The 25,461-nt window shown below is 61.4% G+C and carries 26 protein-coding genes and 1 pseudogene; 15 read left to right on the top strand and 12 right to left on the bottom strand.

What is annotated here, in order from left to right; translation table 11 throughout:
• Window positions 1-71 precede the first annotated feature (71 nt).
• Window positions 72-923, top strand: coding sequence for a LysR family transcriptional regulator (locus IB244_RS19725; RefSeq protein ID WP_192305310.1), 852 nt, complete (start codon window positions 72-74; stop codon window positions 921-923).
• A gap of 74 nt (window positions 924-997) precedes the next feature.
• Here the strand turns inward: IB244_RS19725 and IB244_RS19720 are convergent.
• The 3 genes and pseudogenes from IB244_RS19720 to IB244_RS19710 all read right to left on the bottom strand — a co-directional run bounded on the left by IB244_RS19720 (window position 998) and on the right by IB244_RS19710 (window position 3,164).
• A pseudogene (locus IB244_RS19720) lies at window positions 998-1,740 on the bottom strand (SDR family oxidoreductase).
• Between the two features lie 24 nt (window positions 1,741-1,764).
• Window positions 1,765-2,754 (bottom strand): aldo/keto reductase, encoded by a 990-nt coding sequence (locus IB244_RS19715; protein WP_018857524.1) that lies wholly within the window; start codon window positions 2,752-2,754, stop codon window positions 1,765-1,767.
• A gap of 14 nt (window positions 2,755-2,768) precedes the next feature.
• Entirely contained in the window at window positions 2,769-3,164 is a 396-nt protein-coding gene (locus IB244_RS19710) for a cupin domain-containing protein (RefSeq protein ID WP_018857525.1), read from the bottom strand.
• A gap of 123 nt (window positions 3,165-3,287) precedes the next feature.
• Between IB244_RS19710 and IB244_RS19705 the strand changes: the two genes are divergently transcribed.
• The gene (locus IB244_RS19705) at window positions 3,288-4,181 is read left to right on the top strand and encodes a LysR family transcriptional regulator (RefSeq protein WP_025660448.1); all 894 of its coding nucleotides are present in this window, start codon (window positions 3,288-3,290) and stop codon (window positions 4,179-4,181) included.
• A gap of 56 nt (window positions 4,182-4,237) precedes the next feature.
• Here the strand turns inward: IB244_RS19705 and guaD are convergent, their stop codons facing one another.
• Genes guaD through IB244_RS19690 form a run of 3 tightly spaced genes read right to left on the bottom strand, consistent with a single transcriptional unit; the run spans window position 4,238 to window position 7,256 of the window.
• The gene (guaD, locus tag IB244_RS19700) at window positions 4,238-5,545 is read right to left on the bottom strand and encodes a guanine deaminase (protein ID WP_018857527.1); all 1,308 of its coding nucleotides are present in this window, start codon (window positions 5,543-5,545) and stop codon (window positions 4,238-4,240) included.
• Window positions 5,546-5,589: 44 nt separating this feature from the next.
• Window positions 5,590-6,021: a COG3650 family protein gene (locus IB244_RS19695; RefSeq protein ID WP_192305308.1), complete on the bottom strand. Its 432-nt coding sequence runs from the start codon at window positions 6,019-6,021 to the stop codon at window positions 5,590-5,592.
• Window positions 6,018-7,256, bottom strand: a complete 1,239-nt coding sequence (locus tag IB244_RS19690; RefSeq protein WP_192305306.1) for a urate hydroxylase PuuD — start codon at window positions 7,254-7,256, stop codon at window positions 6,018-6,020. Before IB244_RS19690 ends, IB244_RS19695 begins: the two co-directional genes overlap by 4 nt.
• A 199-nt stretch (window positions 7,257-7,455) precedes the next feature.
• On the opposite strand from IB244_RS19690, the gene IB244_RS19685 reads away from it, so the two are divergent.
• Complete coding sequence (locus IB244_RS19685; protein WP_192305305.1) at window positions 7,456-7,626, top strand: hypothetical protein; 171 nt, start codon at window positions 7,456-7,458, stop codon at window positions 7,624-7,626.
• Between the two features lie 409 nt (window positions 7,627-8,035).
• Window positions 8,036-8,368, top strand: coding sequence for a hypothetical protein (locus IB244_RS19680; protein ID WP_018857532.1), 333 nt, complete (start codon window positions 8,036-8,038; stop codon window positions 8,366-8,368).
• On the opposite strand, the gene IB244_RS19675 is transcribed toward IB244_RS19680, so the two are convergent.
• Window positions 8,365-9,270 carry a LysR substrate-binding domain-containing protein gene (locus IB244_RS19675; protein WP_113471110.1) on the bottom strand — a complete coding sequence of 302 codons (906 nt, stop codon included), beginning with the start codon at window positions 9,268-9,270 and terminating at the stop codon, window positions 8,365-8,367. The two genes, IB244_RS19680 and IB244_RS19675, sit on opposite strands and share 4 nt — an antisense overlap.
• Window positions 9,271-9,371: 101 nt before the next feature.
• Here IB244_RS19675 and IB244_RS32320 point away from each other — a divergent pair, with 101 nt between their 5' ends.
• Window positions 9,372-9,575 carry a hypothetical protein gene (locus IB244_RS32320; RefSeq protein WP_018857534.1) on the top strand — a complete coding sequence of 68 codons (204 nt, stop codon included), beginning with the start codon at window positions 9,372-9,374 and terminating at the stop codon, window positions 9,573-9,575.
• A gap of 48 nt (window positions 9,576-9,623) precedes the next feature.
• Here IB244_RS32320 and xdhB read toward each other — a convergent pair whose 3' ends face one another.
• From xdhB to IB244_RS19660, 3 genes are read right to left on the bottom strand one after another with little or no spacing between them, the layout of a single operon-like run.
• Entirely contained in the window at window positions 9,624-11,963 is a 2,340-nt protein-coding gene (gene xdhB, locus IB244_RS19670) for a xanthine dehydrogenase molybdopterin binding subunit (RefSeq protein ID WP_192305303.1), read from the bottom strand.
• A complete protein-coding gene (gene xdhA, locus IB244_RS19665; protein ID WP_018857536.1) occupies window positions 11,963-13,429 on the bottom strand; it encodes a xanthine dehydrogenase small subunit in 1,467 nt (488 codons plus the stop codon). The genes xdhB and xdhA overlap by 1 nt, the downstream gene beginning before the upstream one ends.
• 34 nt (window positions 13,430-13,463) lie before the next feature.
• The gene (locus IB244_RS19660; RefSeq protein ID WP_192305301.1) at window positions 13,464-14,240 is read right to left on the bottom strand and encodes a 3-hydroxybutyrate dehydrogenase; all 777 of its coding nucleotides are present in this window, start codon (window positions 14,238-14,240) and stop codon (window positions 13,464-13,466) included.
• Between the two features lie 178 nt (window positions 14,241-14,418).
• On the opposite strand from IB244_RS19660, the gene glpK reads away from it, so the two are divergent.
• On the top strand, window positions 14,419-15,912 hold the full coding sequence (gene glpK, locus IB244_RS19655) for a glycerol kinase GlpK (protein WP_113471108.1): 1,494 nt from the start codon (window positions 14,419-14,421) through the stop codon (window positions 15,910-15,912).
• 39 nt (window positions 15,913-15,951) lie between these two features.
• On the opposite strand, the gene IB244_RS19650 is transcribed toward glpK, so the two are convergent.
• Window positions 15,952-17,034 carry a hypothetical protein gene (locus IB244_RS19650; RefSeq protein WP_018857539.1) on the bottom strand — a complete coding sequence of 361 codons (1,083 nt, stop codon included), beginning with the start codon at window positions 17,032-17,034 and terminating at the stop codon, window positions 15,952-15,954.
• A 72-nt stretch (window positions 17,035-17,106) separates the two neighbouring features.
• Between IB244_RS19650 and IB244_RS19645 the strand changes: the two genes are divergently transcribed.
• The 8 genes from IB244_RS19645 to map all read left to right on the top strand — a co-directional run bounded on the left by IB244_RS19645 (window position 17,107) and on the right by map (window position 23,500).
• A complete protein-coding gene (locus IB244_RS19645; RefSeq protein ID WP_018857540.1) occupies window positions 17,107-17,514 on the top strand; it encodes an OsmC family protein in 408 nt (135 codons plus the stop codon).
• Window positions 17,515-17,639: 125 nt separating this feature from the next.
• Complete coding sequence (locus IB244_RS19640) at window positions 17,640-18,566, top strand: MYG1 family protein (RefSeq protein WP_025660439.1); 927 nt, start codon at window positions 17,640-17,642, stop codon at window positions 18,564-18,566.
• A 207-nt stretch (window positions 18,567-18,773) separates the two neighbouring features.
• The gene (locus IB244_RS19635) at window positions 18,774-19,148 is read left to right on the top strand and encodes a YciI family protein (protein ID WP_018857542.1); all 375 of its coding nucleotides are present in this window, start codon (window positions 18,774-18,776) and stop codon (window positions 19,146-19,148) included.
• Window positions 19,145-20,404 (top strand): RNA polymerase sigma factor, encoded by a 1,260-nt coding sequence (locus tag IB244_RS19630; RefSeq protein ID WP_192305299.1) that lies wholly within the window; start codon window positions 19,145-19,147, stop codon window positions 20,402-20,404. The genes IB244_RS19635 and IB244_RS19630 overlap by 4 nt, the downstream gene beginning before the upstream one ends.
• A gap of 102 nt (window positions 20,405-20,506) precedes the next feature.
• Window positions 20,507-20,974: an SRPBCC family protein gene (locus tag IB244_RS19625; protein ID WP_192305297.1), complete on the top strand. Its 468-nt coding sequence runs from the start codon at window positions 20,507-20,509 to the stop codon at window positions 20,972-20,974.
• Between the two features lie 29 nt (window positions 20,975-21,003).
• Window positions 21,004-21,420 (top strand): DoxX family protein, encoded by a 417-nt coding sequence (locus tag IB244_RS19620; protein ID WP_018857545.1) that lies wholly within the window; start codon window positions 21,004-21,006, stop codon window positions 21,418-21,420.
• 153 nt (window positions 21,421-21,573) lie between these two features.
• Window positions 21,574-22,635, top strand: a complete 1,062-nt coding sequence (locus IB244_RS19615; protein WP_192305295.1) for an LLM class flavin-dependent oxidoreductase — start codon at window positions 21,574-21,576, stop codon at window positions 22,633-22,635.
• A gap of 106 nt (window positions 22,636-22,741) precedes the next feature.
• Complete coding sequence (gene map, locus IB244_RS19610; RefSeq protein WP_192305294.1) at window positions 22,742-23,500, top strand: type I methionyl aminopeptidase; 759 nt, start codon at window positions 22,742-22,744, stop codon at window positions 23,498-23,500.
• Between the two features lie 4 nt (window positions 23,501-23,504).
• Here the strand turns inward: map and IB244_RS19605 are convergent, their stop codons facing one another.
• On the bottom strand, window positions 23,505-24,074 hold the full coding sequence (locus IB244_RS19605) for a PadR family transcriptional regulator (RefSeq protein WP_026371824.1): 570 nt from the start codon (window positions 24,072-24,074) through the stop codon (window positions 23,505-23,507).
• A gap of 152 nt (window positions 24,075-24,226) precedes the next feature.
• Between IB244_RS19605 and IB244_RS19600 the strand changes: the two genes are divergently transcribed.
• Window positions 24,227-25,411 (top strand): YbfB/YjiJ family MFS transporter, encoded by a 1,185-nt coding sequence (locus IB244_RS19600; RefSeq protein WP_210258319.1) that lies wholly within the window; start codon window positions 24,227-24,229, stop codon window positions 25,409-25,411.
• Window positions 25,412-25,461: the final 50 nt, after the last annotated feature.

The raw sequence follows: 25,461 nt of genomic DNA, 5'->3' as shown, positions 1-25,461 counted from the left end.
AGCCATCATCGCCCATGGCGTTATGGTCGAAAATTCCCTATCGTTTCTCATTGCATGGGAAAAAATGAACAATGATCGATTGGGAAAACCTTCGCTACTTCGCGGCGCTCGCTCGTGCCGGAACGTTGCTCGGAGCTGCGCGCGCCCTCGGAGTGGAGCACGCGACAATTGCCCGTCGAGTGGCCGGGCTCGAGGAGCAGATGGGTGTGAAGCTGGTCGACCGGCGCGGTCGGCGCATCGTGCTGACGCCGGAGGGCGAGCGGGTGGCGGGCATGGCGGAGCGGATGGGGCAGGAGGCGCAGGCCATCGAACGCTTGGGGCTTGCGGCCGGCGCGACGCTTGCCGGCGAGGTCAGGATCAGCGCGCCACCGACGCTCGCGGCTGCAATGTTGCCGGCAGCGCTGGTCGCCTTGCGAGCCCGCCACCCAGATATTGGTATCACCATCGTCGGCGAGACCCGCTATGCGTCACTCGACAGGCGGGAGGCGGATATTGCGGTCCGCATGACGAAGCCGGAACAGGGCAATTTCGTCATCAGCAAGCTTGGGAATGTCGGCTTCGGCTTCTATGCCACGGCTGCCTATCTGGCCGCGACGTTGGAGGAACAGCGGACTTTCATCGCCTACGATGAAACGATGGCGAGCGCACCGCAGTCGATCCGGCTCGCCGACGCGACTGAGGGAAGGAAGGTGGCACTAAGGGCAACGACGCTGGAATTCCAGCTGGCGGCGGCGCGCGCTGGCGGCGGCATCGCCATGCTGCCAAATTTCATGCTGGCGGGTCGTGATGATCTCGTCGAGGCTATTCCTCAGCGGCAGCCGCTGACTCGGGAGTTCTGGCTCGTCGTCCATGCCGACATCCGCAACGTGCCGATCATCCGGGTTGTGATGGAGGCACTGAAGTCGATTCCGTGGTCCGGCTAGCAGCTGCGGGCATTTCCGTGGGCAATAGCGCAGGTGGTTGGGGCTAAGAGGCGGCCTGAGCCGGCCGCCCCTAGTCAATATTCTTGCTTGGTCGGCCTGACAGGATCTCGTTGACGTCGACATCCTCCGGCTGGCTCATGGCGAAGGCAACCATACTCGCGAAAGAGTCGGCCGGGATCGCCATTGCGTAGACCTTGCGGACGCGCTCGGCGACGTCAGGTTCAGTGATGCTGTCGGGCAGCTCGGTCGCAACGGCGCCCGGCGAGATGATCGTCGTGCGGATGTTGAAGGGCTTTACCTCCTGCCGCAGCCCTTCGGAAATGATGCGCACGCCATGCTTGGTCGCGGCATAAACGGCGCCGCCCGGATTGACCTTGTGGCCGGCGACCGACGAGACGTTGATGACATGGCCACTCTTCTGCTGCTTCATATAGGGCAGCGCTGCGGCAATGCCGTAGAGCACGCCCTTGAGGTTGACGTCGATCATGCGGTCCCAACCCTCGACCTTGCCGCGCTCCAGCGGAGAGTGCGGCATCAGGCCGGCATTGTTGATGATGACGTCGACGCGGCCATGCAGCCGAACGGCGTGGTCGACCAGGCGTTTGACCTGATCGACCTTAGTTACGTCGGTCTCGACGACGGCGTCGCTGCCGGGGCCGAGTTCGTCGGCGATCGCATTCAGCCGGTCGAGACGCCGGGCGCCGAGAACGAGTTTGGCGCCGTCTCGCGCCAGGTGTCTGGCCGCCGCTTCACCAAGGCCGCTGCTCGCGCCGGTGATCACGACGACCTTGTCCTTGATACTGTAGTCATGACAGATCCTTTCCCTTCGCTTGGTCACCGCTCAGCGGTCGACCCTTGCCTGTAGGTGTGCCGGATAGCGGTCACCCTCGACCTTTATGCCGGCGAGCGCGGTTTCGATGGCGGCAAGGTTTTCCGCCGTCAGCTGCGCGGCAGCGGCGCTGATGTTCTCTTCCAGACGGTGCATCTTTGTCGTTCCGGGGATCGGAACGATCCAGGGCTTGCGGGCCAGCAGCCAGGCAAGCGCGATCTGTGCCGGGGTCGCGCCCTTGTCGCGGGCGATCTCGCCGAGGCGATCGACGAGCGCTTGATTGGCCTTGCGGGCTTCGGCGGAAAAGCGCGGAACGACGTTGCGGAAATCCTTGCTGTCGAAGGTGGTCGTCTCATTGATCGCGCCGGTCAGGAAGCCCTTGCCGAGGGGGCTGAACGGAACGAAGCCGATGCCAAGCTCCTCGAGCGTCGGCAGGATGTCCTGTTCTGGCTCGCGCCACCACAGCGAATATTCGCTCTGCAGCGCGGCGACCGGCTGCACTGCATGCGCGCGGCGGATCGTCCTGGCGCCGGCTTCCGAAAGGCCGAAGTGCTTGACCTTGCCTTCGCTGATCAGGTCCCTGACCGTGCCGGCGACATCCTCGATCGGCACGTCAGGATCGACGCGGTGCTGGTAGAAGAGGTCGATCACGTCGGTGTTGAGGCGCTTCAGCGCCGCATCGGCAACCTCTCTGATATGAGCAGGGCGGCTGTTCATGCCGCTCTGGCCGCCATCCGGGCCGAAGTTGAAGCCGAACTTGGTGGCGATGACGACCTTGTCGCGGAATGGCGCCAGCGCCTCGCCAAGCAGGGTCTCGTTCTTGTAGGGACCGTAGGCTTCCGCGGTGTCGAAGAAGGTGACGCCGCGTTCGAAGGCGGCGCGGATTAACTTGATCGCGTCCGCGGTGTCCATTGCCGGGCCGTAGCCATAGCTTAAGCCCATGCATCCGAGGCCGAGCGCGGAGACTTCGAGGCCGCTTTTTCCGAGTGTGCGCTTCTGCATGGAATTTCCCTTTCCTAGCCCTGGTATTGTTCGTCGGTGACCGTTTCCATCCAGTCGACCACCTTGCCGTCGAGGGCTTCGGCGATCGCGATGTGGGTCATGGCTGTTGTCGCGGATGCGCCGTGCCAGTGCTTTTCGCCCGGTTCGAACCAGATGATGTCGCCGGCGCGAATTTCTTCCACAGGTCCGCCGTCACGCTGTGCGCGGCCGGTACCGGAGAGGACGATCAGCGTCTGACCGAGCGGATGGGTGTGCCAGGCGGTGCGGGCGCCGGGCTCGAAGGTCACCGTTGCACCGCCGACGCGTGCTGGCGCCGCCCCGTTGAACGGCGCATCGATGCGGACCGTCCCAGTGAAATAATCCGCCGGTCCCTTGGCGGATGGATCGGAGCCGTTTCGCTTGATTTTCATCTTTCGTCCTTTCGTGAGCTCAGGAGCGTGCTGCTCGGCCGACGTTCGGAAGAAGATCTAGTGCGGATGCTTTCCTGCGATTAGATGGTATAAACGGCATAAACTTATGAGTGAGATTCATGAATGACGCGGCAATCGATCAACGACCTCATCGCCTTTCTGGCCGTGGCGCGGGAGAGAAGCTTCACGAAGGCCGCAGCCAAGCTCGGCGTGTCGCAATCGGCGCTCAGCCATACCGTCCGCGGCCTTGAAACACGCCTCGGCCTGCGGCTGCTGACGCGCACGACACGCAGCGTGTCGCCGACGGAGGCAGGCGAGCGTCTGCTGAGCTCGATCGGGCCGCGTTTCGATGAGATCGAGAGCGAGTTGGCTGCGCTCAGCGAATTTCGCGAGAAGCCGGCGGGTACGATCCGCATCACGGCGGGAGAGCACGCCGCTGACGCCATACTCTGGCCCGCGCTGGAGAGGCTGTTGCCTGATTATCCCGATATCAATGTCGAGATCATCGTCGACTACGGGCTGACCGACATCGTCGCCGAGCGCTATGACGCCGGCGTCCGCCTTGGCGAGCAGGTGGCGAAGGACATGATCGCTGTGCGCATCGGGCCGGACATGCGGATGGCTGTCGTCGGAGCGCCTGCCTATTTCGACCGGCAGCTCAAGCCGCAGGCGCCTGCCGAACTCACCGACCACAACTGCATCAACCTGCGCCTGCCGACCTATGGCGGGGTCTATGCCTGGGAGTTCGAGAAAGAAGGGCGAGAGGTAAAGGTGCGGGTGGAGGGGCAGTTGGTGTTCAACAACGCGCAGTTACGGCTGAACGCAGCGCTTTCTGGCCTCGGTCTGGCGTTTATGCCGGAGGCGCTGGTGTGGCAGCCACTGTCCGATGGACGGCTCGTTCGCGTCCTTGAGGATTGGTGTGCGCCGTTCCCCGGATATCATCTCTATTATCCGAGCAGCCGGCAGACGTCGCCGGCCTTCGCCCTGCTGGTCAATGCGCTTCGCTACCGGGGGTGAGGCATACGAAATTCGCCTGCTCGCTGCGGACCGATGCCGACCTCAACGGGCAGATCTCAGATCGCACTCTTGGCGGCGACGCCTGCCACATAGGTCTCCACGATCGCGCGGTCGTCGCCCATGGTTTGCAGCAGGAAGAGTTCTTCCGGCAGCGTCTTCACGACCTCCATCTTGAGCGCCATGGCGGGCGTTGCGGCGGCGTTGAGGACGACGATATCGGCGTCGGAGCCGACATCGAGCGTACCGATCCTGTCGGCAAGGGACAGTGACCGGGCGTTGCCCAATGTTATGTGATAGTAGCTCTCCAACGGGTTCAGGCGTTCGCCGAGCAGCTGCTGGATCTTGTAGGCCTCGTCCATCGTGCGCAGCATCGAATAGCTGGAGCCGCCGCCAATGTCGGTCGCGACCCCGATGCGCACCGGCTTTTCGCGGCGCGCAAGCGCCTTCAGCGGGAAAAGACCCGAGCCGAGGAAGAGGTTCGACGTCGGGCAATGCACCGCGACCGAGCCTGCTTCGCTCATCGCATCGGCCTCGCGATCCGAAAGATGGATGCAGTGGCCGAAGAGCGTCTTGTCGCCGAGCAGGCCGTAGCGCGCGTAGATGTCGGTGTAGTCGATCGCCTCGGGATAAAGCTCGCAGGTGAACTTGATCTCGTCGTGGTTCTCGGAGAGGTGAGTCTGGATGTGGAGGTCGGGAAACTCGCGGGCAAGCGCCTGGGTGGCCTCCATCTGTGCGGGCGTCGAGGTAATCGCGAAGCGCGGGGTGATGGCGACGTGGCAGCGCGCCTTGCCGTGCCAGTCCGCGATGATCTGGCGGGTCTCGTCATAGCCCATCTGAGGTGTGTCGAGCAGCCCCTGCGGGGCGTTGCGGTCCATCATCACCTTGCCGCCGATCATGCGCATGCTGCGCCTCAGCGCTTCTGCGAAAAAGGCGTCGGCGGAGGTCTTGTGGACGGAGCAGTAGGCGACGGCCGTCGTCGTGCCGTGGCGCACGAGCTCATCGTAGAAATGCGTGGCGATGCGCTGGGCGTGATCGCTTTCGACGAAGCGGCATTCCTCGGGGAAAGTATAAGTGTTCAGCCATTCCAGCAGGTTTGCCGCATAGGAGGCAATGACCTGCATCTGCGGGAAATGCAGGTGCATGTCGATGAAGCCAGGCATGATCAGATGAGGACGATGGTCGACGGTTACGGCATCGGCGGGGGCGTGCGGACTCACCTTGTCATACGCGCCGCAGGCAACGATCAGGCCATCCTTGATCAGGAGGGCGCCGTCGCTTTCGTAGAGATAGCTTCCACTATCGCCAAGATCTTGGGGTGCGCGCAGGAAGGAAAGCAGGCGGCCGCGGAGGAGGGTATGTGTCATGGCTTTCTGTCTCTGTCGATTGTCTTCTTGTTGCGCCGTTGGCGTCAGGGCGCCGGCTGGGCGGCAATGGCCGCCGGAGTGTCGGCGCAGCCGTACATGGTCTTGTCTCTGAATGCCAGAACCGCGTTCAGCGTGTAGTGACGATCGGACATGCCGTCTGAGCAATCCCCTTTGGTCAGCGTCAGCTTGAAGGGTGCCGGCCCGTCGGCGATCGTCCACGTGGCGCGATCGTTCTCGATGACCGGACCGGAGTTGGCGCTTTTGACGTCCTCGATACCTGGACGGCTGAACGTGAGCCCGTCGGTGCGGATCTTGATCGCCCAGAAGGGCTCGGTGCCAAGGGCGTTCAGATCGCCGGAAAAATTGCCAGCGGCTGGTGCCGCGCCGCCCTCCGATCCCGAAGCATCCGCTCCGCTCTGCCCGCAGGCGGTCAGGGTGGCGGCGAGGAGAAGGGCGCGAAGGGCGGCTGAGATCATTCCTGTTTGCCTTCGACTGCGCTTTCGAACCAGGCGACGAGCAGCTTGCGCTCATCCGGGGTGATATCGGTCACGTTGCCGGGCGGCATGGCGTGGCTGCGGCCCGCCTGTATATAGATCTCGCGCGCATGAGCGGCAATTTCCGCATCGGTTTCGAGGACGACGTCCTTTGGCGGCCGCGCTAGCCCTTCATAAACCGGTTCGGCGGCATGGCACATGGAACAGCGCGTGCCGACAAGCTGCTTGACCGCGGGGAAATGCGGGTCGCCGGCGAATTGCTGAAAGGCGGGGGCAACCGCTTGCGCATCCTTCTCGCCGGTTAGCACCTGCGGCACCGTGGACAGCCACATGATCAGGATGAAAAGGATCACGGTGACGATCCAGGTCCAGGTCGGGCGGCCCTTCCTCGCATGCGTCGTGTTGAACCAGTGGCGGATGGTGACGCCCATCAGGAAGACGAGGGCGGCGATTACCCAGTTATAGGCGGTGCCGAAGGCCAGCGGATAGTGGTTCGACAGCATGAAGAAGATCACGGGCAGCGTCAGGTAGTTGTTGTGGAGTGAGCGCTGCTTGGCGATCGCGCCGTACTTGGCATCGGGCGTGCGCCCGGAGATCAGGTCGGCGACGACGATCTTCTGGTTCGGGATGATGATCATGAAAACGTTGGCCGACATGATCGTTGCCGTAAAGGCGCCGAGATGCAGGAAGGCGGCGCGGCCGCTAAAGAGCTGCGTGTAGCCCCAGCCCATGAAGACGATCACGGCGTAGAGAACCGCCATCAAGCCCCAGGTGTTCTTGCCGAGCGGCGACTTGCACAAGAGGTCGTAGATGACCCAGCCAACCGCAAGCGAGGCGAGCGAGATCAGGATCGCGACCGGAGCGGTAATGTCGAGCACATGGCGGTCGATGAGGAAGAGATCGGCGCCGCCATAGTAGACGATGCAGAGCATCAGGAAGCCGGAGAGCCAGGTAAAATAGCTTTCGTATTTGAACCAGGTCAGGTGCTCGGGCATCTGCGCGGGCGCCACCAGATACTTCTGGATGTGATAGAAGCCGCCGCCGTGAACCTGCCATTCCTCGCCATAGGCGCCGGGCGGAAGGTGCGGCCGCTTCACTAGGCCGAGGTCGAGCGCAATGAAATAAAAGGACGAGCCGATCCACGCAATCGCGGTAATGACGTGAAACCAGCGGGCCGCAAAAGCCAACCATTCCCACGCTATGGCATATTCATACATAGAGTTCCCCTGTTCTTCCCTCGACTCGTCACTTTGCAGAAAGACGCGCCCGGAGGAAAGAGGATTGCGGTTACTCGGAGCTATTGCCGAGAATAACGTAGAGCCGATCACGGTAACGAACTTTTGAAAAGGCGGCGTGCGATCCGTCCGCGCACGCTCGAGGCTCGAAACCTGCCGGTAGAGCCAGGTGGTTCCCTTCATGATCGTTGAGGAGATCAAGGTTGCGGGAGCGACCTACCCGGAGCATGTCGACGTGGGAGCCGGTGATGGACAGCACCGCTCAACTGCCTTCGTCGCCCTTGTAACCGATCGTGTCGAGTGTCTCGTTGACCTGTCCCGGCCCTCGAACGCGAAGAAAATCCGATCCTGATAAGGCTGCAATACATAAACCATATCAACGCCGTTTTCCGGGCTGCTCACCTTGCGGACCTCGCCGACGTCGATCGCCATCAGATCCTCTACCTGAAGCCTGCGCTCCTGGGCATGCAGCGCGAGCGGCATCGAGACAAAGCATACTAGGCCAACATGTCGACGTTTTTTCATTGGATGCTCTCTGTGCCGGCGACGCTCGGCACTCTAGAGACCGCTTGCCGGCTGTCGAGAGGTGGGCGCGCGAAATGGTACGGCGCCCCCGAACAAAGGGGGCTGTCAGCGCCGCTGTGCAGCATGGAAAGTGGCTTGAAATGTCACGTTTCGATTACAATTTCATTTTGAGGCCGTCGGGCTGAGGTGGAAACCGCTTCGTCCCGGCGGCGCTTTCATCAACGGAGATGATGCCCATGCGCAGCATTCTTGTGTGTGTGATGATTGCATTCGCATCCTGTGCTTACGCGCATGATGCGCCGTCGGGCTGGAGCTATGAGCCGTTCTGTTGCAATGGTGACAGCGAGACCGGCGACTGCCAGATGATCCCACCAAAGAGCGTAGCGATCACGCCGCACGGCTATCGAGTGACGCTGCTGCCGGGGGATCACCGGCTTGTCACGCATGCGCATGTGTTCCTTCTACCCATGGGCAAGGCGATGCGTTCGGGCGATGGCGACTACCATCTCTGCCTGTTCCCGAACGAGGATACGCCGCGCTGTTTCTACGCGCCACAGATGGGCTATTAGCTGCCGTCGATCCGGGCGGCGTTCATTTCCGCAAGAATCCAATTTCGGAATGCCTTGATCTTAGGGACGTTGCGACGGTTCTCCGGATAGGCGAGCCAATAGCCTCGGCCATCGGTGCATTGCAGTTCGAATGGGCGGATCAGCTTCCCGCTTGCAAGCTCTTCCGGATAGAAGTCGGGCGTCAGGATCGCGACACCCTGGCCGGCGACGGCAGCCGCGGCCTCATAGGCCTGAGCGCCGTAGAAGCTTGTGCTTCGCTTCTCGAGGCTGGGAATCGGTACACCAGCTGCGTCCAGCCATTGGTGCCACCAAGGATCAGTGGGATCGAAAATCCGAAGCTTCAATAGGTCGGCGGGCTCATGAATGCCGCCAATGCTTTCCGCGAGTGCCGGGCTCAGCATAGGCGTGAAGTAGACGTCCATCAGTTTGTCCGCCCGCAGGCCGGGCCACTCGCCCCTGCCTGAGCGTATGCCGACATCGACCGCTTCGCGGCCGAAATCGACCAGCGAATCCGAAGTGCTGAGCCGTACGGCGATATTCGGATTGGCGAGCTGAAAATTGCCGAGCTTACGCGCAAGCCATTGGGACGCGAATGTCGCCAGGCAGGTGATCTGTAGCGTTACCTCCGTTTCGCCGCGTGCCTCGGCCATCGCGAGTTGCAGCATTTCGAAGGCTTCTGTGACCTGTGGAGCCAGCCGTTCTCCAGTCTCGGTCAGACTGATGTGACGTGGACGACGCAGGAACAGCGGCTCGCCGACATTCTCCTCCAGCAGCTTTATCTGGTAGCTCACGGCAGTCTGAGTCATGCCGAGTTCTTCGCCCGCGCGCGTAAAACTGCCGAGCCGCGCGACCGCCTCGAAGACCCGCAGGGCGTTCAACGGAAACTGCTTCGACAGCTTCATGGATAAGTTCTCTTTATGTGGTCCGGCGATTGTTCGATTGGAATTGCAGCATTTATTGGCGCAATCTGCAACTCAACGGATAAGATTATTGAGGTGAAGTTATGGATTGCGCCGTTATCGAACAAGAGAGCCATGCAAGGGCTGCCGGGACTTCCAGTTGGCTCTCTGGCTTTGGCCGAAGGCTGCTGCGCCGGCTTTCGGAATGGGACAGGTTGGAGCTTGAGGGTATGCCGGATCGCGTGAAGCGCGACCTTGGTTTCATGGATGGACGCGAGCCGCGCTACGACAGGGAATTCTGGCGGTAGGGCCCGGGATGGGAACGATGGCAGCACCGCGACGTGCTGCCCGTCATGTCAGGCCCTCTTCATCCGCTCGACGGCCATCAGCACCCGCTCGGGCGTTGCCGGTGCATCGAGCTTCGGGCAGACCTTGTAATTTGCGACGCTGGCGACAGCCATCGAAATGGCCTCGAGCACCGAAATCGCCAGCATGAAAGGCGGTTCGCCGACTGCCTTGGAGCGGCCGATCGTGTGCTCGGCATTCTCCGACCATTCGGCAAGCCGTACGTTGAAGACCTTCGGTCGGTCAGAGGCGAGCGGAATCTTGTAGGTTGATGGTGCGTGCGTGCGCAGCCGGCCCTTTTCATCCCACCACAATTCTTCCGTCGTCAACCAACCCATGCCCTGCACGAAGGCGCCCTCGACTTGTCCGATGTCGATCGCCGGGTTCAGAGAACGCCCGACGTCGTGCAGGATATCGGTGCGGTCGATGAGGTATTCGCCCGTCAGTGTATCAATCGATACCTCCGAGCAGGCTGCGCCATAGGAATAGTAGTAGAAGGGCGTGCCGCGGCCGGCGGCCCGATCCCAGTGGATCTTCGGGGTCTTGTAGAAACCGGCAGCCGAAAGCTGGACGCGGGCGAGGTATGCCTGCTTGACGAAATCCGCAAATGCGAACTCCTTGTCGCCAACGCGCACGCGGTTTGGCAGGAAGACGACGTCCGTTGGAGGGACGCCCCACTTGTCGGCGGCAAAGGCGACTAGCCGTTCCTTGATCTGGCGCGCGGCATCGTAGGCGGCCATGCCGTTCAGGTCGGAACCCGAGGAGGCTGCCGTCGCCGAGGTGTTCGGCACCTTGCCTGTTGTCGTCGCCGTGATCTTCACATGCTCGATATCGACCTGGAAACTGTCGGCCAGCACCTGCGCGACCTTGGTGTAAAGACCCTGGCCCATCTCCGTGCCGCCGTGGTTCAGATGGATCGAGCCATCCTGATAGACATGCACGAGCGCGCCCGCCTGGTTGAAGGCGGTCATGGTGAAGGAGATGCCGAACTTCACCGGCGTCAGGGCAATGCCCTTGCGGATGTAGCGGCTATTGCGGTTGAACTCGATGATGGCGTTGCGGCGCGCCTGGTACTCAGCGCCTTCTTCCAGTTCGCCAACGATGCGTTCGAGGATGTTGTCTTCGACCTCCTGGTGGTAAGGCGTCAGTGTGCGGCCAGAGCCGGGCTGGCCGTAGAAATTCAGCTTGCGGATCTCCAGCGGGTCCTTTCCGATCGCATAGGCGATCTCTTCGATGAAGCGCTCGGCCCCGAGCATGCCCTGCGGTCCGCCGAAGCCGCGAAAGGCAGTGTTGGAGACTGTATGGGTCTTCAGCGGTTTCGAGCTTAGATGAACATGCGGATAGAAGTAGCTGGAATCCGCATGAAAAAGAGCGCGGTCCGTGACCGGGCCTGAAAGGTCGGAAGAAAAGCCGCAGCGCGCCGCATAGGTCGCGTCGACCGCGTAAATGCGGCCGTCATCATCGAAGCCGAGTTCGTAGTCGACAAGGAAGTCATGGCGCTTGCCGGTGGCCGTCATGTCCTCATCGCGATCAGGTCGGAACTTGATGGCACGCTTCAGTTTCTTGGCGGCGATCGCTGCCAGGGCCGCGAACTGGTTGCCCTGGGTTTCCTTGCCGCCGAAACCGCCGCCCATCCGGCGGACATTGACGGTGATGGCATTCGACGGAATATTCAGCACGTGACCGACGATATGCTGGATTTCGCTCGGATGCTGGGTGGACGACCAGATGACAACGTCGTCGTCCTCGCCGGGGATGGCCACGGCGATATGGCTTTCCAGATAAAAGTGCTCCTGGCCGCCGATCCGCATCTGGCCATTCAGCCGGCGCGGGGCATTTTCCATTTTCGCCTTCGCATCGCCGCGCTGCAGGGTCATTGGCGTGATGACGAGTGGGCTGCCGTTCTCGAGCGCACCGTCAATATCGCTCCAATGCGGCAGGTCGCGATACTCGATCTTCGCCTTGCGGGCGGCCCGCCGGGCAATCTCGCGCGTCTCGGCGATGACGGCGAAGATCGGCTGGTTGTGGAATTCGACCTTCTTCTCGGCGAGCAGCGGCTCGTCGTGGCTACCGTTGGAACTGACATCATTGACGCCGGGAACGTCCTTGCCGGTGAGAACCCAGACAACGCCGGGCGTCGCTTCGACCTCCGAGAGATCCATGCTGACGATTTCGGCGTGCGCCCGGTCTGACAGGCCGAGTGCGCCGTGCAACAGGCCGGCGGGCTCCGGAAGGTCGTCGATGTAGTCGGCCGATCCGGTCACATGCTTGTGCGCGGAATCGTGGCGCAAGGCATCGTGCATCGCGCCGTTGATGATGAATTTGGGATCGGCGAAAGTCGACTTGTCCATTATGCCACCTCCTCGAAGCGGTGGAGCTCAGCTGGTGCGCCGGATGTTTCCAGGAAGAAGCGCGTCAACAGGTTCTTCGTCGTCAACTGACGATACTCGGCCGTTGCGCGCCAATCGCTCAGCGGTTGGAAGTCGGCGTCGAACTCTGCACGCACTTCTTCGATCGTTTGTTCGTTCCATGGCCGGCCCATAAGCGCATTCTCGACGTTGCGCGCACGCTTCGGCGTTGCGGCCATGCCGCCGAAGGCGATGCGGATGTCGTTAACGTCGCCTTCGCCGTCCAGCGTCAGATAGAAGGCGCCGAGAACCGCCGTGATGTCTTCATCGCGGCGCTTGGTGATCTTGTAGACCGCAAACTGGGTTTCTTCTGCCGGGTAGGGCACGAAAATGCTCTCGACGAATTCGCCGGGGCGCCGATCCTGCTTGCCGTAGTCGATGAAGAAATCTTCCAGCCGCAGCATGCGCGTTCCGGCCAGGGAGCGCAGCTTCACCGTCGCTCCAAGGGCAATCAACGGTGGTGGCATATCGCCGATCGGCGAACCATTCGCGATATTGCCACCGATAGTACCCATGTTGCGCACCTGATCGCCGCCGATGCGGTTGATGAGGCGGCCAAGCGTCGGAACCTTACCGGCGATAGTCTCGAAGGCGCGGCTGTAGGTGACACCCGCGCCGATCGTGAAGCCGCCGTCGCCAGCGGTGATCGACTGCAGATCGGTCAGATGGTTGATGAAGACGACGGGGTCCAGGGCACGCATCTGCTTGGTTACCCAGAGGCCCACGTCGGTCGATCCGGCGACGATCGTGGCGTTCGGCTCTTCGGACAGCACACGGGCCAGCGCGTCCAGTGATCCGGGCAGAATCAGTCGGCCCTCCGCCGTGGTGATCGTGACGGTCTCACTGTTTCGCATCGCCCAGAGGCGCGAGATGATCTCGGAGCGGGTTTTCTCCAGCGGATCAAAGAGCGCGCTCGGGCGGGTGTGGCTCACCTGCTCCGCCGCCTTCACGATCGGCTCATAGCCGGTGCAACGACAGAGATTGCCTTGCAGTGCCTTTTCGATGTCTGCGCGGCTCGGCTTGTCGTTGGAAAGCCAGAGGCCATACATCGACATGATGAAGCCCGGCGTGCAAAAGCCGCATTGCGACCCATGGCAATCGACCATCGCCTGCTGTACCGGATGAAGCGTGCCGTCCTTGGCGGCCACATGCTCGACAGTGACGACATGGGTGGCGTTCAGCGACCCCATGAAGCGAATGCAGGCGTTGACGGACTCATAGTGTAGCTTGCCGTCTATCAGCCGTCCGACAAGGACGGTGCAGGCGCCGCAATCGCCCTCCGCGCATCCTTCCTTCGTGCCGGTCAGCCGGCGCTTCAACCGGAGATAATCGAGAAGCGTCTCGGTCGGCCGGACATCGCCAAGCGTGATGTCCTCGCCATTCAGGATGAAGCGGATGCTGTCGTTCATATTGTTCCCTGGTTTTTATCTTTGTTTTGAATGGTTATGCCGCGGTCCAGCCTCCGTCAATCGAGATGTGGGTCCCGGTCACTTGCCGAGCCTCGTCGCTTGCGAGGTAGAGAGCGAGCGCGCCAATCTCTTCGGCCTTGACGAATTCATGCGTTGGTTGCGCCTTTAGGATCACCTCGGTCTTGACCTGTTCCTCGGTGATGCCGCGCGCCTTGGCCGTATCCGGGATCTGCTTCTCGACGAGGGGCGTCAGCACGTAGCCTGGGCAAATCGCGTTCACAGTTATGCCGAATTCGGCAAGTTCGAGCGCGGCGGTCTTCGTCAGGCCCAATATACCATGCTTTGCCGCGACATAGGCGGATTTGAAGGGTGAGGCGACCAACCCGTGCGCGGAGGCGACGTTGATTACGCGGCCTAGCTTCTTTGCCTTCATCAACGGAATCGCCGCCCGCATCGTGTGAAACGAGCTGGACAAATTGATGGCTATGATCTGGTCCCACTTTTCGATCGGGAAGTCTTCGATCTTCTCGACATGCTGAATGCCGGCGTTGTTGACCAGCACATCCACACTGCCGAAGGTCTTGGCGGCCGTTTCGATCAGATCCGCGATTTCGGTCGGCTTTGTCATGTCTGCCGGATGGTAGATCGCCTTTGCCTCCGAGACTGATTCAAGCTTCTCGACTATCGCCTTGATTTCCTCGGGCTTTCCGAAGCCGTTGATGACGACGTTGTCGCCCTTGCCGGCAAAGGCTGTCGCGATCGCAAGCCCGATGCCGCTGGTGGATCCGGTGACGACGACTGTTCTGGCCATGCGCTTCTCCTCAGGGTGTTTTGCGACGCAATAGAGCTGAGGTTATGCGCAAAGCATCTCTGCTGGCAATTGCGGTCAAGGCAAAACTCCTGTGTCGAAGCGATGGCGGGTTCTTTCCTCAATCGCCCTCCTGTCCTATTGATTTCTCCCGACAATCACGATCAGCGGGAGGGCTGGCATGAGCGGGTATGTTCTGGCAATCGATCAGGGGACGACGTCGACACGGGCGATCGTCTTCGACGGCGAGATGAAGATCGCCGGTGCGGGCCAGAAGGAGTTCCGCCAGATCTATCCGCGATCCGGTTGGGTCGAGCACGATCCAGAGGAAATCTGGGATTCCGTCATCTCGACGATCAAGATGGCGATCCGTGAGGCCAGGATCACGGCAAAGGACATTGCGGCGCTTGGCATTACCAACCAGCGCGAGACGGTTGTGGTCTGGGAACGCGAGAGCGGCAAGCCGATCCACAACGCGATCGTCTGGCAGGATCGCCGCACCGCAAGCTATTGCGACAAGCTGAAGAGACAGGATCTCGAAAAGACTTTTACGAAGAAAACCGGCCTTCTCCTCGATCCGTATTTCTCCGGCACCAAGCTTTCGTGGCTGCTCGCGAACGTCAAGGGCGCACGGGCACGCGCCGCCAAGGGCGAATTGTGCTTCGGCACGGTCGATACGTTCCTGATCTGGCGGTTGACCGGCGGCAAGGTGTTCGCGACCGATGCGACGAACGCCTCTCGCACGCTGATGTACAACATTACCGACAACACGTGGGACAGGGATCTCCTCGACATCCTGCGCGTTCCGGTAGCCATGCTGCCCGAGGTAAAGGACTGCGCCGACGATTTCGGCACGACCGAGAAAGCAATCATCGGAGCGGAGATCCCGATCCTCGGCGTCGCCGGGGATCAGCATGCCGCGACCATCGGGCAGGCCTGCTTCGAGCCGGGCATGATGAAGTCGACCTACGGCACCGGCTGCTTCGCTCTGCTCAACACCGGCAGCGACATGGTTCGCTCGAAGAACCGGCTGTTGACGACGATCGCCTATCGGCTGAATGGCGAGACCACCTACGCGCTCGAAGGCTCGATCTTCATCGCGGGAGCCGCGGTGCAGTGGCTTCGCGACGGGCTTGGCATCATCGATACCGCCTCGCGCACCGGCGAGCTGGCCGATGCCGCGGATCCGACGCAAGAGGTCTACCTGGTTCCCGCCTTCACCGGCCTCGGCGCGCCGCATTGGGATGCCAACGCCCGTGGGGCGATCTTTGGCCTGACGCGCAACAGTGGGCCGAAGGAATTCGCTCGGGCCGCGCTCGAGGCGGTCTGCTACCAGTCCCGCGATCTGCTCGATGCCATGCACAAGGATTGGAAGGGCGGCGTGGAGAGCACCGTCCTTCGTGTCGATGGCGGCATGGTCGCCTCCGACTGGACGATGCAGCGGCTTGCGGACATTCTCGACGCGCCTGTCGATCGGCCGGTCATCCTCGAAACCACGGCGCTTGGCGCTGCCTGGCTTGCCGGCAGCAAGGCCGGTGTCTGGCCGGACCGCGTTGGGTTTGCCAAGAGTTGGAAACGCGACCGCCGTTTCGAACCAAGCTTGGACGAGAAGACGCGTGCGGCGAAGCTGAAGGGATGGCGGAGTGCCATCAAACGCACGCTTGCCGACATCTGACGAGCGTGGTCCCGTTCGCTGAGGGTGCAGGTAGGTCGGCTATTCCTCGATCTCGCCAGCGGCTCGGCTCATGCGATGCTCGAGAAAAGTCAAACGGTTCTCCTTGATGGCTTGCAGGGCGGACATGTCGCTGCCCGCTATCTTCAGGTGTGGCAGATGCTCTCGGTAAACGAGTTCGAATATTGCGGCGCGCGTGCCCGGATCGACAGGGTTGGCCTCGTAGACGGGTAGGTCCGCGTGGATCGAGGGGCGGCCCGTCGCCTGTTCGACGCGCGTGGAATAGACTGGCTTGCCTTTGATCCGCGTTGTCGTTGCCGACATGTCGGCGCAGATTTCAAGCGCCTGCAGGATCGTAAACCTCTCCTGTCTTGTGGGCAGAACAAACCGGTGCATGATGTCCATCGAGCGGCCACTGTCGCTCAGGTTGGCGATGATGGCGAGATCGCCGAGACGGATCATGATGGTTTGCGTTTCGTGCACGGTGACGAAGTCGAAGTCCTCACGATAGCGATCGTCGTCAATCGCCAGGATGACGATCGAGCCCAACACCTCTGGCGCGATGTGCGCGCCGGTGTAGGGGGATCTGGCGAGGCAATGAATGTGATGCAGCGTCGCCCAGTCGGTGTTCTTGTCTTGCATCACCGCTTCCACGCGGTGATCGGGGTTGATCGGGATGGCGCCGTCCTTGATCAGGAACTTCAGGAAGATCCAGGAAAGCCAGGCAAACAGCAGGCGTTGTGTGTCACCGTCGAGATGGCGCAGAAGTTTCGAGTGTCCGCCTTCCATTAATCGCCGCACCGGTTGTTCAAGCTTTCTTCCGAGCATCGAATTGCAGTCCTTGCAGCAGGGGATCGTGTGGCGACCGTATCGCCGACCATGGTATTCGTGCGGCAGGCTGACCTCCTTGTCGTAGAGGTCGTACTTCCGCAGGATCCACTTGGGCAGGACGTGTTCCCGGTTGACCACTTTACTGTCGAGGGGTTCGCAGCAGATCAGGCACCGTGTCTTTTTGCTGACGAGGTCAATGAAGGTGTCGGTATCGATGTAGACCTTGGGGTCATTCAAATACGGTGAAGGCGTCATGTCCTTGTCTCCCGTCGGATCGATGAGGATAATATGCACCGAGTTTCCCGTCAGGTCGCGCGAAACTGCGGCGTGTTCGGACTTGCCTGTTTCAGTCACGGAGGAGTTGGCATGGTTGCGGTCACGGTGGAGCTGCGGAATGTCGAGGGTACGCAAGCGGCGATGGGGTGGGCCGGTCCGCACACCATCATTGTCGATCGTCCGGAGGGGAAGGCCGGTGGGCAGGGGCTCGGCTTCAACGGCGCACAGCTTTTGGCGCTGGCGCTCGGCGGGTGCTTCTGCAACGACCTGCGCTATGTCGCCGAAGAGATGGGCGTCTTGCTTGGCAGGATTGCAGTCTCGGTAGTCCTGGAGCTCGAGGGGAGCCCGCTGCTCGCCAAATCGGCCAAGATGACCGTTCTCTGCGAAAAGCAGGATGGCGACGGCGCCGAACGTGTGATCGAACGGGCGAAGGAGGTCTGCATGGTCGCCAATTCGCTGGGGCGTGGGGTTGCAGTTTCGATTGAGCATGCCGCCTAGTCTAGGCCCTATAGCCGGAACTGAAGCGGGCACGACGGGCAGTGACGGGTTGAGATGATCGCCAGCAAAGGCTATGAGCTGCCGACCGCAAGCGGCTTCCGCAAACCAACAAGGGCGCATCCTGCATGACTCCAGAGTTCCTCGTCACTCATTCCGGTGGCTTCCATGCGGATGAGGTGCTGTCGAGCGTCATCCTCACCCGGCTCTTCCCGCAGGCTCGAGTGATCCGCAGCAGGGCGCCGGAGTGGATCAAGCCGGGCGCCGACCGCATCATCTATGACGTCGGCGGCGCGTATGATGCCTCTCAGCGTATCTTCGACCACCATCAGCGTGGCGCACCGCTGCGTGACGATGGGCAGCCCTACAGTTCGTTCGGCCTGGTCTGGAAGCACTACGGCCACGACTATCTTGTTGTCACCGGCATTCCAGAGGCTCACGTCGCGGCCTTGCATGCCTCGTTCGACCTCTCCTTCGTGCTGCCGGTCGATCTGACTGACAATGGTGCGCTCAGCCCGTCCGGACCGCTGGCCGGGCTGACGCTACCGACCTTGCTGGAAACCTTGAAGCCGGTGTTCGACGAAACGGACGCGAATGCCGATGATCGCAGATTTCAGGATGCCGTCGCCATCGCCCGCAGTTTCGTCGAGGCGAAGATCGCTCAAAGCGCCGCCAAACTGCGGGCAGAGACGCTTGTGCTTCAGGCGATAGAGCGTACGGGGCAGGGGCGCGTGCTCGAACTTCCGATGGGAATGCCTTTCCGTCCCGCGATCGTCAAGGCGGGCGCCGATCACCTGCTCTTTGTCGTTCATCCGCGAGAAAGGGATTGGTGCGTCACCGGCATTCGCCGCGGGGACGAGGGGTTCGAACTTCGTGCGGATCTGCCTGCTGCCTGGGCCGGCCTGACCAATCACGATCTGGAGGCCGTTTGCGGCGTCGATGGCGCAACCTTCTGCCACAACGGCCGATTCGTCGCTGCAGCCAAGACACGCGAGGCCGCGTTAGCGATGGCCGAGCTGGCCGTGCAGGAGGCCATCAACGTCGGATCAGGCTGACTAGATGGAGAGGAGATAGCTGGCGCTCGTCAGGCCCGACCGTTTTAGCAAGAAAGGCTGCGACCGCAGACGTCGTCCGTTTGCCGCATTCGGCACGCCAGCCCCTGCCGTCAGGGCGGCGGCATCTCCTTTTGCGCGCTGCAATTTTTTGCTGCGTTCTGTCGGATGTCACGCTACTCCTTCGTCATTCAGGAAGAGGAGTAAGACATGCTTTATGCAATCCTTTGTTACGCCAATGAAGAAACGGTGTTCTCCTGGACCAAGGAGGAGGAAGACGCCGTGATGGCGAAGCTTTATGCGGTTCAGGCACCTTTGGCCGAGCGCGGCAAGCTTGGTCCTGTCGGCCGGCTGATGCCGACGACAGCGGCGACCACCGTGCGAAAGGGCAAGGAGGAACCGCTCGTTCTCGATGGCCCCTTCGCGGAAACGAAGGAAGCACTCCTCGGTTTTTACGTGGTTGATTTCGACACTCTGGAGGAAGCCGTTGCGTTTTCCAAGGAGCTCTCCACGGTCAACCCGGGTTCTACCTCTTACGAAATTCGGCCGTTCTACGTGTTCCGACCGGGAGTTTCTTCGGCATGACAGACATTGCCTGGATCGACGTGACGCTTGCTTCGGCCCGACCGAAAGCGCTTGGTGCGCTGCTCAGATACTTCCGCGATCTCGATATCGCGGAGGAGGCCTTCCAGGAGGCCTGTTTGCGCGCCATCCGTACCTGGCCGGACAAGGGGCCGCCGCGCGATCCGACGGCATGGCTAATCTTCGTCGGCCGCAACAGTGGCATCGACGCCGTGCGCAAGCGTTCGAAGACGCAGGCACTTCCTGATGAAGAACTGATCTCCGATACCAGCGATGCTGAGAGCGATATTGCCGAACGGCTTGATGATTCCAACTATCGCGACGATATCCTGCGGCTGCTCTTCATCTGCTGCCACCCGGATCTGCCGGCGACGCAACAGATCGCATTGGCGCTGCGCATCGTCTCGGGCCTGTCAGTACAGCAGATCGCGCGTGCCTTTCTTGTTGGCGAAAGCGCGATGGAGCAGCGGATCACGCGGGCCAAGGCTCGCGTTGCCAAGGCCGGTGTACCCTTCGAGACGCCGGACGCGCAGGAGCGGGCCGAGCGGCTCTCGATCGTCAGCACAATGATCTACCTGATCTTTAACGAGGGCTACAGCCAGGCGGATCCGAAGCACGACGCCTGTGCGTTCAGCGACGAGGCGATCCGGCTCGCGCGGCTCCTGCTGCGCATCTTCCCCGGCGAGCCTGAACTGATGGGTCTGCTCGCATTGATGCTCCTGCAGATCTCGCGGCGCCAGGCCCGTTTCAACGGTGATGACGATATCGTGCTGCTCGAGGATCAGGATCGTTCGCTGTGGAACCACGAGCTGATCAACGAGGCGCTGGCGCTGCTCGACAAGGCGATCCGCCATCGCCAACCGGGGCCTTACCAGCTGCAGGCGGCGATCGCTGCCCTGCATTCGCGGGCCAGGCGCGCCGAGGATACGGACTGGGAAGAGATCGAGCTGCTTTATCGGGCGCTGGAGCGTGTTCAACCGTCGCCGGTCATTACGCTCAACCGCGCCGTCGCCGTCTCCAAACTCAAAGGGCCGGACGTGGCGCTGGCACTCGTCGAAACGCTTGGCGAGAAGCTCGATGGCTACTTCTACTATCACGGCCTGCGTGGCGGTCTGCTGAAGCAGATCGGTCGTGCCCGAGAGGCGCACGAGGCCTTCGATCGCGCCATAGCACTTGCTCATTCGGCAGCGGAAGCCGCGCATATCCGCCAGCAGATCGACAGCCTCGCCCATGGGGCCGCGCAGCCGATCGCCAAATAATTCCAGAAATAATTGCGCCGGGTTGTCGGAACCGGAAAACCTCCCACGTCCTTGTAACAACTTGATCGAAAACAGGTTTCACTCAATAGGAGGAATGCCGAGATGACCGCAGAAGCCCAACACGAACTGGTTCTCGTCCGGGAATTCGACGCTCCGCGCGAGAAGGTCTTCAAGGCCTGGACCGATCCTGTCCTGATGAAGGAATGGTTCGTACCACGTCCCTGGACCCTTGCTGATGTGAAAGTCGATGCACGGCCGGGCGGCTCGAACCTCATCGTCATGCGCAGCCCCGAGGGCCAGGAATTTCCGAACCGCGGTGTCTATCTGGAGATCGTCGAAAACGAGAAGATCGTCTTCACCGATGCGTTCACCAGCGCCTGGGTGCCATCCGAAAAGCCGTTCTTCGTCGGCATCATCCTGCTCGAAGACCTCGGCAACGGCCGGACGAAATATACCGCGAAGGCGCGGCACTGGACTGCGGCCGACAAGGAACAGCACGAGCAGATGGGCTTCCACGAAGGCTGGGGCAAATGCGCCGACCAGCTCGCCGAGCTGCTGCCCAGGATCTGAGACTAGAATCGAAACAGGGGGATAGAGGCATGTCTGCAATTGTTGATTCAACTGCCGGGCTTCCGCGCTGGCAGACCGTCACCGGCACTGTCATGAGCGGGCTGATCGTGGCCTTCCTGGTGTTCGACGGCGCGATCAAGCTGGTGCCGATCGTGCCGGTCACGGAGACTATGACGGCGCTCGGTTATTCGGGCGACCCGATGCTTGCTCGCGGCCTCGGTTCCCTGACGCTGTTGTGCGCGCTGCTCTATGCAATTCCGCGGACGTCGGTGCTCGGCGCAATCCTACTCACCGGTCTGCTCGGAGGCGCGATAGCGACGCATCTGCGTGTCGGGAGCCCGGTCTTTTCCCATCTGCTGTTCGGCGGCTATCTCGGGCTCATTGCATGGGGTGGCCTTTATCTCAGATACGAAGCCGTTCGGAAAATGATTCCATTCAGGCGCTGAAACCGTTGATTTCAGAATCAAAGTTCCGCCGCGATCCCAGGTCGCGGCGGTACTGCTTATCGATATTTTTCGAACGATCGGTTCCAGAATTTATGTTTGCCCTGAGGCCGCTCAGTCCTTATCTCCATCAGTAGATACAACGGGATGCGAGCGATGGAACTGGGCCTCTACACCTTTGCCGACGTGAACCCGAACCCGAGCCGAAGCAAGGGTGAGGAAGGGGCCGAGCGGCTGAAGCATCTGATCGATGAAATCGAACTCGCGGACCAGGTGGGGCTCGACGTATTCGGATTGGGCGAGCACCACCGGCCCGATTATGCGGCCTCGGCTCCGGCAGTCGCTCTCGCGGCCGCTGCGATGAAAACGAAGAACATCAGGCTGACCAGCGCAGTGACCGTGCTGAGTTCAGACGATCCGGTTCGGGTCTTCCAGCAGTTCGCAACACTCGACCTGCTTTCGAACGGGCGTGCCGAGATCATGGCCGGACGAGGCTCGTTCATCGAGTCCTTCCCGCTGTTCGGCTACAATCTCGAGGACTACGACCAACTGTTCGAGGAAAGGCTCGACCTGCTGATGGCCCTCCGCGACGAGGAAGTGGTCACCTGGTCGGGTGAATTGCGTGCGCCGATCAATGGGCGTGGCGTTTACCCGCGGCCGCTGCAGGACCCCTTGCCCTTGTGGATCGCCGTTGGTGGCACGCCGCAATCGGTTGCGCGCGCGGGCGCGTTGGGCTTGCCAGTGGCACTGGCGATCATCGGCGGCGAGCTGCGCCGTTTCGCGCCGCTGTTCGACCTCTATCGCGAGGCGGCTCGCCGAGCCGGGCAGGAGGCATCGAAGCTCAAGACCAGCATCAACGTGCACGGCTTCATCGCCGATACGACGGACGCTGCTGCCGATCAGTTCTACGGCCCGCAGGCCGAGGTCATGAACCGAATTGGCCGCGAGCGCGGCTGGGGGCCGACGAACAGGGCGCATTTCGACATGTCCCGCGGACCTAGCGGCGCGCTCTTCGTGGGCGATCCGGAATTGGTCGCGGAGAAGATCATCGCGCACCATCGGTTGTTCAAGAACGACCGTTTCCTGCTGCAGATGGCGATCGGCTTGATGCCCCACGACCAGATCATGCGCGGGATCGAACTCTACGGCACGAAAGTCGCGCCGCTCGTCAGAAAGGCATTGACTGAAAGCGACGAAGAGGCGAAAGCCACCGCCTGAAGCTGGAGCATGATGCCGTAAAGGATGAATTGGATTCTGAACGCCGTCGTGCTCTCATCGTGATCGAGAGCCGGCCGACCGGCCGAAGAAGGCCGGGTAGACATTCATGATCATTGAAAGCGAAGACGAACTCCTCAAGCTAAAGGAAATCGGGCGAATCTGCGCCAATGCCCTGCAAGTGATGAGCGCATCGCTTGAACCGGGTATCACGACCCTGGAGCTCGATCAGATCGGCCGCAAAGTGTTGGAAGATGCCGGTGCGCGTTCTGCGCCCGAACTTTGCTACCAGTTTCCCGGTGCGACCTGCATCAGCGTCAATGAGGAAATCGCCCACGGCATTCCAGGCCCGCGCGTCATTCGCCCGGGGGATCTGGTCAATATCGATGTCTCAGCGGAGAAGGACGGATTCTTTTCCGACACCGGCGCGTCGTTCAGTGTTCCGCCGCACAGGTCCAAGATCGAAAAGCTCTGCCGCGACGGCAAAAGGGCGCTGTGGGTTGGGCTTAACCAGGTGAAACCGGGCGAGCCGCTGGCCAAGATCGGGCAGGCTGTCGGCGCCTTCGCCCTGAAGAATCGCTATACGCTCGTTGCCAATCTGGCGAGCCACGGGATCGGCCGTTTGCTGCACGAGGAGCCGGCCGAGCTCTCGACCTGGCCGGATCCGTCCGAGAAGCGAATGATCACGGAAGGCCTCGTCTTCACGGTCGAGCCGTTCCTCTCGCTCGGCGCAACATGGGCGGAAGGCGGCGACGACGCCTGGACGCTCTACGCGGACCCGGAGGCCCCGACCGTGCAATACGAGCACACGGTCGTCGCCACGCGAAATGGCCCGCTGATCCTGACGCTGCCGGAAGGCGGCGCCTGAGGCCTCACTCGCCCGAACGTCCGCCGGCAAGAATTTCGCCGGCCGCGCGCTCCAGAATGCCGGCGATGCGCTTGGCCTCGTCCTTCGACCAGGGAAAGCGGAGCCGGAGGGCCGATTTCAGCAGCATTCGTGCAGCTGCGACTTCGCTTTTGTCTTCCGGAAATGCGTCCTCGTCCCGATCGCCATTGCGGCTTTCTGGGTCGAAAATCTTGCGGACATGCGCCATCTTCGCGCCGATTTTCTCCAGCTTTCCGAGCGTCATGTCGATCATCGACTGGTTCTCCTCGACGAGCCTGCGGCCGCTCTCCGTGATGCGGTAGAGCTTCTTGGTGCCTTCGCTCTCCACGTCGGCAAGGCCGGTTTCTTCCAGGTAGGTTAGCGCCGGATAGATTACGCCGGGGCTTGGAACATAGAAGCCGCCCGAACGCTCTTCCAAGAGCTTGATCAATTCGTAGCCGTGGCGGGGCTGCTCCACCAGCAAGGCCAGGATCACCAGTTGCAGGTCGCCTGATGCGAATTTCCGCCCCATGCGAAAACCGCCACCACCCATCATTCCGCCTCTAAAACCTCTCATAGGTCACTCTTAAGATGTATCTTCCACTATGTCGTAAAACATATATCGTAAGATAGTCGCTTTCAAGGGCTGGCTTTATGATTTCGTGAGATTGATCAATCGATCAGAAATTCTTGATTGTCGGCGCCGTGTTGCAGCGCGATAAACACGCCATGTTGGCACGCAATGAAACTTTCCCCGAAAACTTGTTTCGAACTGGCCTTGCAGGCGCCATCGCCATGGCCGCCGCGATGGGCTTTGGACGCTTTTCCTACACGCCGATCCTGCCGAGCATGATCAGCGGCGTGCCGCTCTCGGCCGCCGATGCCGGCTTCATCGCCTCTGCGAACTTCGTCGGCTATCTGGTGGGCGCTGTTCTCGCCGCCTACGGGTGGGCAACAGGATGTGAGCGCAAGGTCGCACTCCTTGCGCTTGCGGCGACAGCATTGCTTCTTGCTGCCATGGCCACGACGACATCCGTCATGGTCTTTGCAGTCATCCGCTTCCTGGCGGGTGTTGCGAGTGCCTTTGCTCTCGTATTCAGTTCGCAGATTGTACTTAGCCACGGAGCCATGGCCGGTAACGACCATGTGCAGGCAGCCCATTTCGGCGGCCCGGGTGCCGGCATCGCGCTTTCATCGGTGATGGTTCTGCTGGTCGGGTTGTTCTTTGATGGAAGCAGCGACGCCTGGCGGGCGTCCTGGGTTGGAGGCGCGATCTATTCGGCTCTCAGCCTGCTGGCAGTCTGGTGGCTGCTGCCGTCGGGCCCGGCTGCCGCGGCACAGACCGGCAAGGAACCGCGGATCGCTTGGAGCCTGCCGATGCTGCTTGTCACGGCGTCCTATGGCCTGTTCGGGTTCGGCTATGTGATTACAGGCACATTTCTGGTGACGATCGCGCGCATGGATGCCGCCGGGCCGATGGTTGAGTTTCTCTGCTGGTTCATCGCCGGCCTGACAGCTTCGGTCGCGCTTTTTGCATGGAAGCCGTTCGTCCGTCCGCTAGGATTGGGCTGGGTCTACGTGGCGGCGCTGCTTATCGAGGCGGTCGGTGTGTTGGCGACTGTTCTACTGCCGCACTCTGTTGCGCCGCTGATTGGGGGAGCGTTGTTTGGAGCGACCTTCCTCGCGATCACCGCCTATGGCCTGCAGATCGGCCGTAAACTTTCGCCGGCCAGCCCGCGCCGGATATTGGCGACGATGACGGCAGCATTCGGAGTCGGGCAGATTGTGGGCCCCATTGTTGCTGGCTGGATGGCAGAGCGAACCGGCAGCTTTACGACGCCGACTTACGCTGCCGCGGCGGCGCTGCTGGTGTGCGCAATGCTGGTGATGCCGGTCGCCAAAAAGCTGTCATAGCGCGTTACAAGTGCGTAACAATGGGGTGAGGCCATTGCCGCTCTTTGCGA

Origin of the sequence: Rhizobium sp. RHZ02 (assembly GCF_014851575.1) — a bacterium.
In the GTDB taxonomy this organism is placed as follows: Bacteria; Pseudomonadota; Alphaproteobacteria; order Rhizobiales; family Rhizobiaceae; genus Rhizobium; species Rhizobium altiplani.
This window is presented reverse-complemented; position numbering and strand designations above follow the sequence as displayed.

What these genes read in the sequence shown, in the direction of transcription:
- xdhB (WP_192305303.1), bottom strand. Translation starts at nt 11,963, where the DNA reads ATGGACAAGTCGACTTTCGCCGATCCCAAATTCATCATCAACGGCGCG.
- IB244_RS19690 (WP_192305306.1), bottom strand. Translation starts at nt 7,256, where the DNA reads ATGTATGAATATGCCATAGCGTGGGAATGGTTGGCTTTTGCGGCCCGC.
- guaD (WP_018857527.1), bottom strand. Translation starts at nt 5,545, where the DNA reads ATGACACATACCCTCCTCCGCGGCCGCCTGCTTTCCTTCCTGCGCGCA.
- IB244_RS19725 (WP_192305310.1), top strand. Translation starts at nt 72, where the DNA reads ATGATCGATTGGGAAAACCTTCGCTACTTCGCGGCGCTCGCTCGTGCC.
- IB244_RS19710 (WP_018857525.1), bottom strand. Translation starts at nt 3,164, where the DNA reads ATGAAAATCAAGCGAAACGGCTCCGATCCATCCGCCAAGGGACCGGCG.
- IB244_RS19695 (WP_192305308.1), bottom strand. Translation starts at nt 6,021, where the DNA reads ATGATCTCAGCCGCCCTTCGCGCCCTTCTCCTCGCCGCCACCCTGACC.
- IB244_RS19640 (WP_025660439.1), top strand. Translation starts at nt 17,640, where the DNA reads ATGACTCCAGAGTTCCTCGTCACTCATTCCGGTGGCTTCCATGCGGAT.
- IB244_RS19660 (WP_192305301.1), bottom strand. Translation starts at nt 14,240, where the DNA reads ATGGCCAGAACAGTCGTCGTCACCGGATCCACCAGCGGCATCGGGCTT.
- IB244_RS19705 (WP_025660448.1), top strand. Translation starts at nt 3,288, where the DNA reads ATGACGCGGCAATCGATCAACGACCTCATCGCCTTTCTGGCCGTGGCG.
- IB244_RS19605 (WP_026371824.1), bottom strand. Translation starts at nt 24,074, where the DNA reads ATGAGAGGTTTTAGAGGCGGAATGATGGGTGGTGGCGGTTTTCGCATG.
- IB244_RS19645 (WP_018857540.1), top strand. Translation starts at nt 17,107, where the DNA reads ATGGTTGCGGTCACGGTGGAGCTGCGGAATGTCGAGGGTACGCAAGCG.
- IB244_RS19625 (WP_192305297.1), top strand. Translation starts at nt 20,507, where the DNA reads ATGACCGCAGAAGCCCAACACGAACTGGTTCTCGTCCGGGAATTCGAC.
- IB244_RS19600 (WP_210258319.1), top strand. Translation starts at nt 24,227, where the DNA reads ATGTTGGCACGCAATGAAACTTTCCCCGAAAACTTGTTTCGAACTGGC.
- xdhA (WP_018857536.1), bottom strand. Translation starts at nt 13,429, where the DNA reads ATGAACGACAGCATCCGCTTCATCCTGAATGGCGAGGACATCACGCTT.
- IB244_RS19630 (WP_192305299.1), top strand. Translation starts at nt 19,145, where the DNA reads ATGACAGACATTGCCTGGATCGACGTGACGCTTGCTTCGGCCCGACCG.
- IB244_RS19615 (WP_192305295.1), top strand. Translation starts at nt 21,574, where the DNA reads ATGGAACTGGGCCTCTACACCTTTGCCGACGTGAACCCGAACCCGAGC.
- map (WP_192305294.1), top strand. Translation starts at nt 22,742, where the DNA reads ATGATCATTGAAAGCGAAGACGAACTCCTCAAGCTAAAGGAAATCGGG.
- IB244_RS32320 (WP_018857534.1), top strand. Translation starts at nt 9,372, where the DNA reads ATGGATTGCGCCGTTATCGAACAAGAGAGCCATGCAAGGGCTGCCGGG.
- IB244_RS19715 (WP_018857524.1), bottom strand. Translation starts at nt 2,754, where the DNA reads ATGCAGAAGCGCACACTCGGAAAAAGCGGCCTCGAAGTCTCCGCGCTC.
- IB244_RS19680 (WP_018857532.1), top strand. Translation starts at nt 8,036, where the DNA reads ATGCGCAGCATTCTTGTGTGTGTGATGATTGCATTCGCATCCTGTGCT.
- IB244_RS19620 (WP_018857545.1), top strand. Translation starts at nt 21,004, where the DNA reads ATGTCTGCAATTGTTGATTCAACTGCCGGGCTTCCGCGCTGGCAGACC.
- IB244_RS19685 (WP_192305305.1), top strand. Translation starts at nt 7,456, where the DNA reads ATGATCGTTGAGGAGATCAAGGTTGCGGGAGCGACCTACCCGGAGCAT.
- glpK (WP_113471108.1), top strand. Translation starts at nt 14,419, where the DNA reads ATGAGCGGGTATGTTCTGGCAATCGATCAGGGGACGACGTCGACACGG.
- IB244_RS19675 (WP_113471110.1), bottom strand. Translation starts at nt 9,270, where the DNA reads ATGAAGCTGTCGAAGCAGTTTCCGTTGAACGCCCTGCGGGTCTTCGAG.
- IB244_RS19635 (WP_018857542.1), top strand. Translation starts at nt 18,774, where the DNA reads ATGCTTTATGCAATCCTTTGTTACGCCAATGAAGAAACGGTGTTCTCC.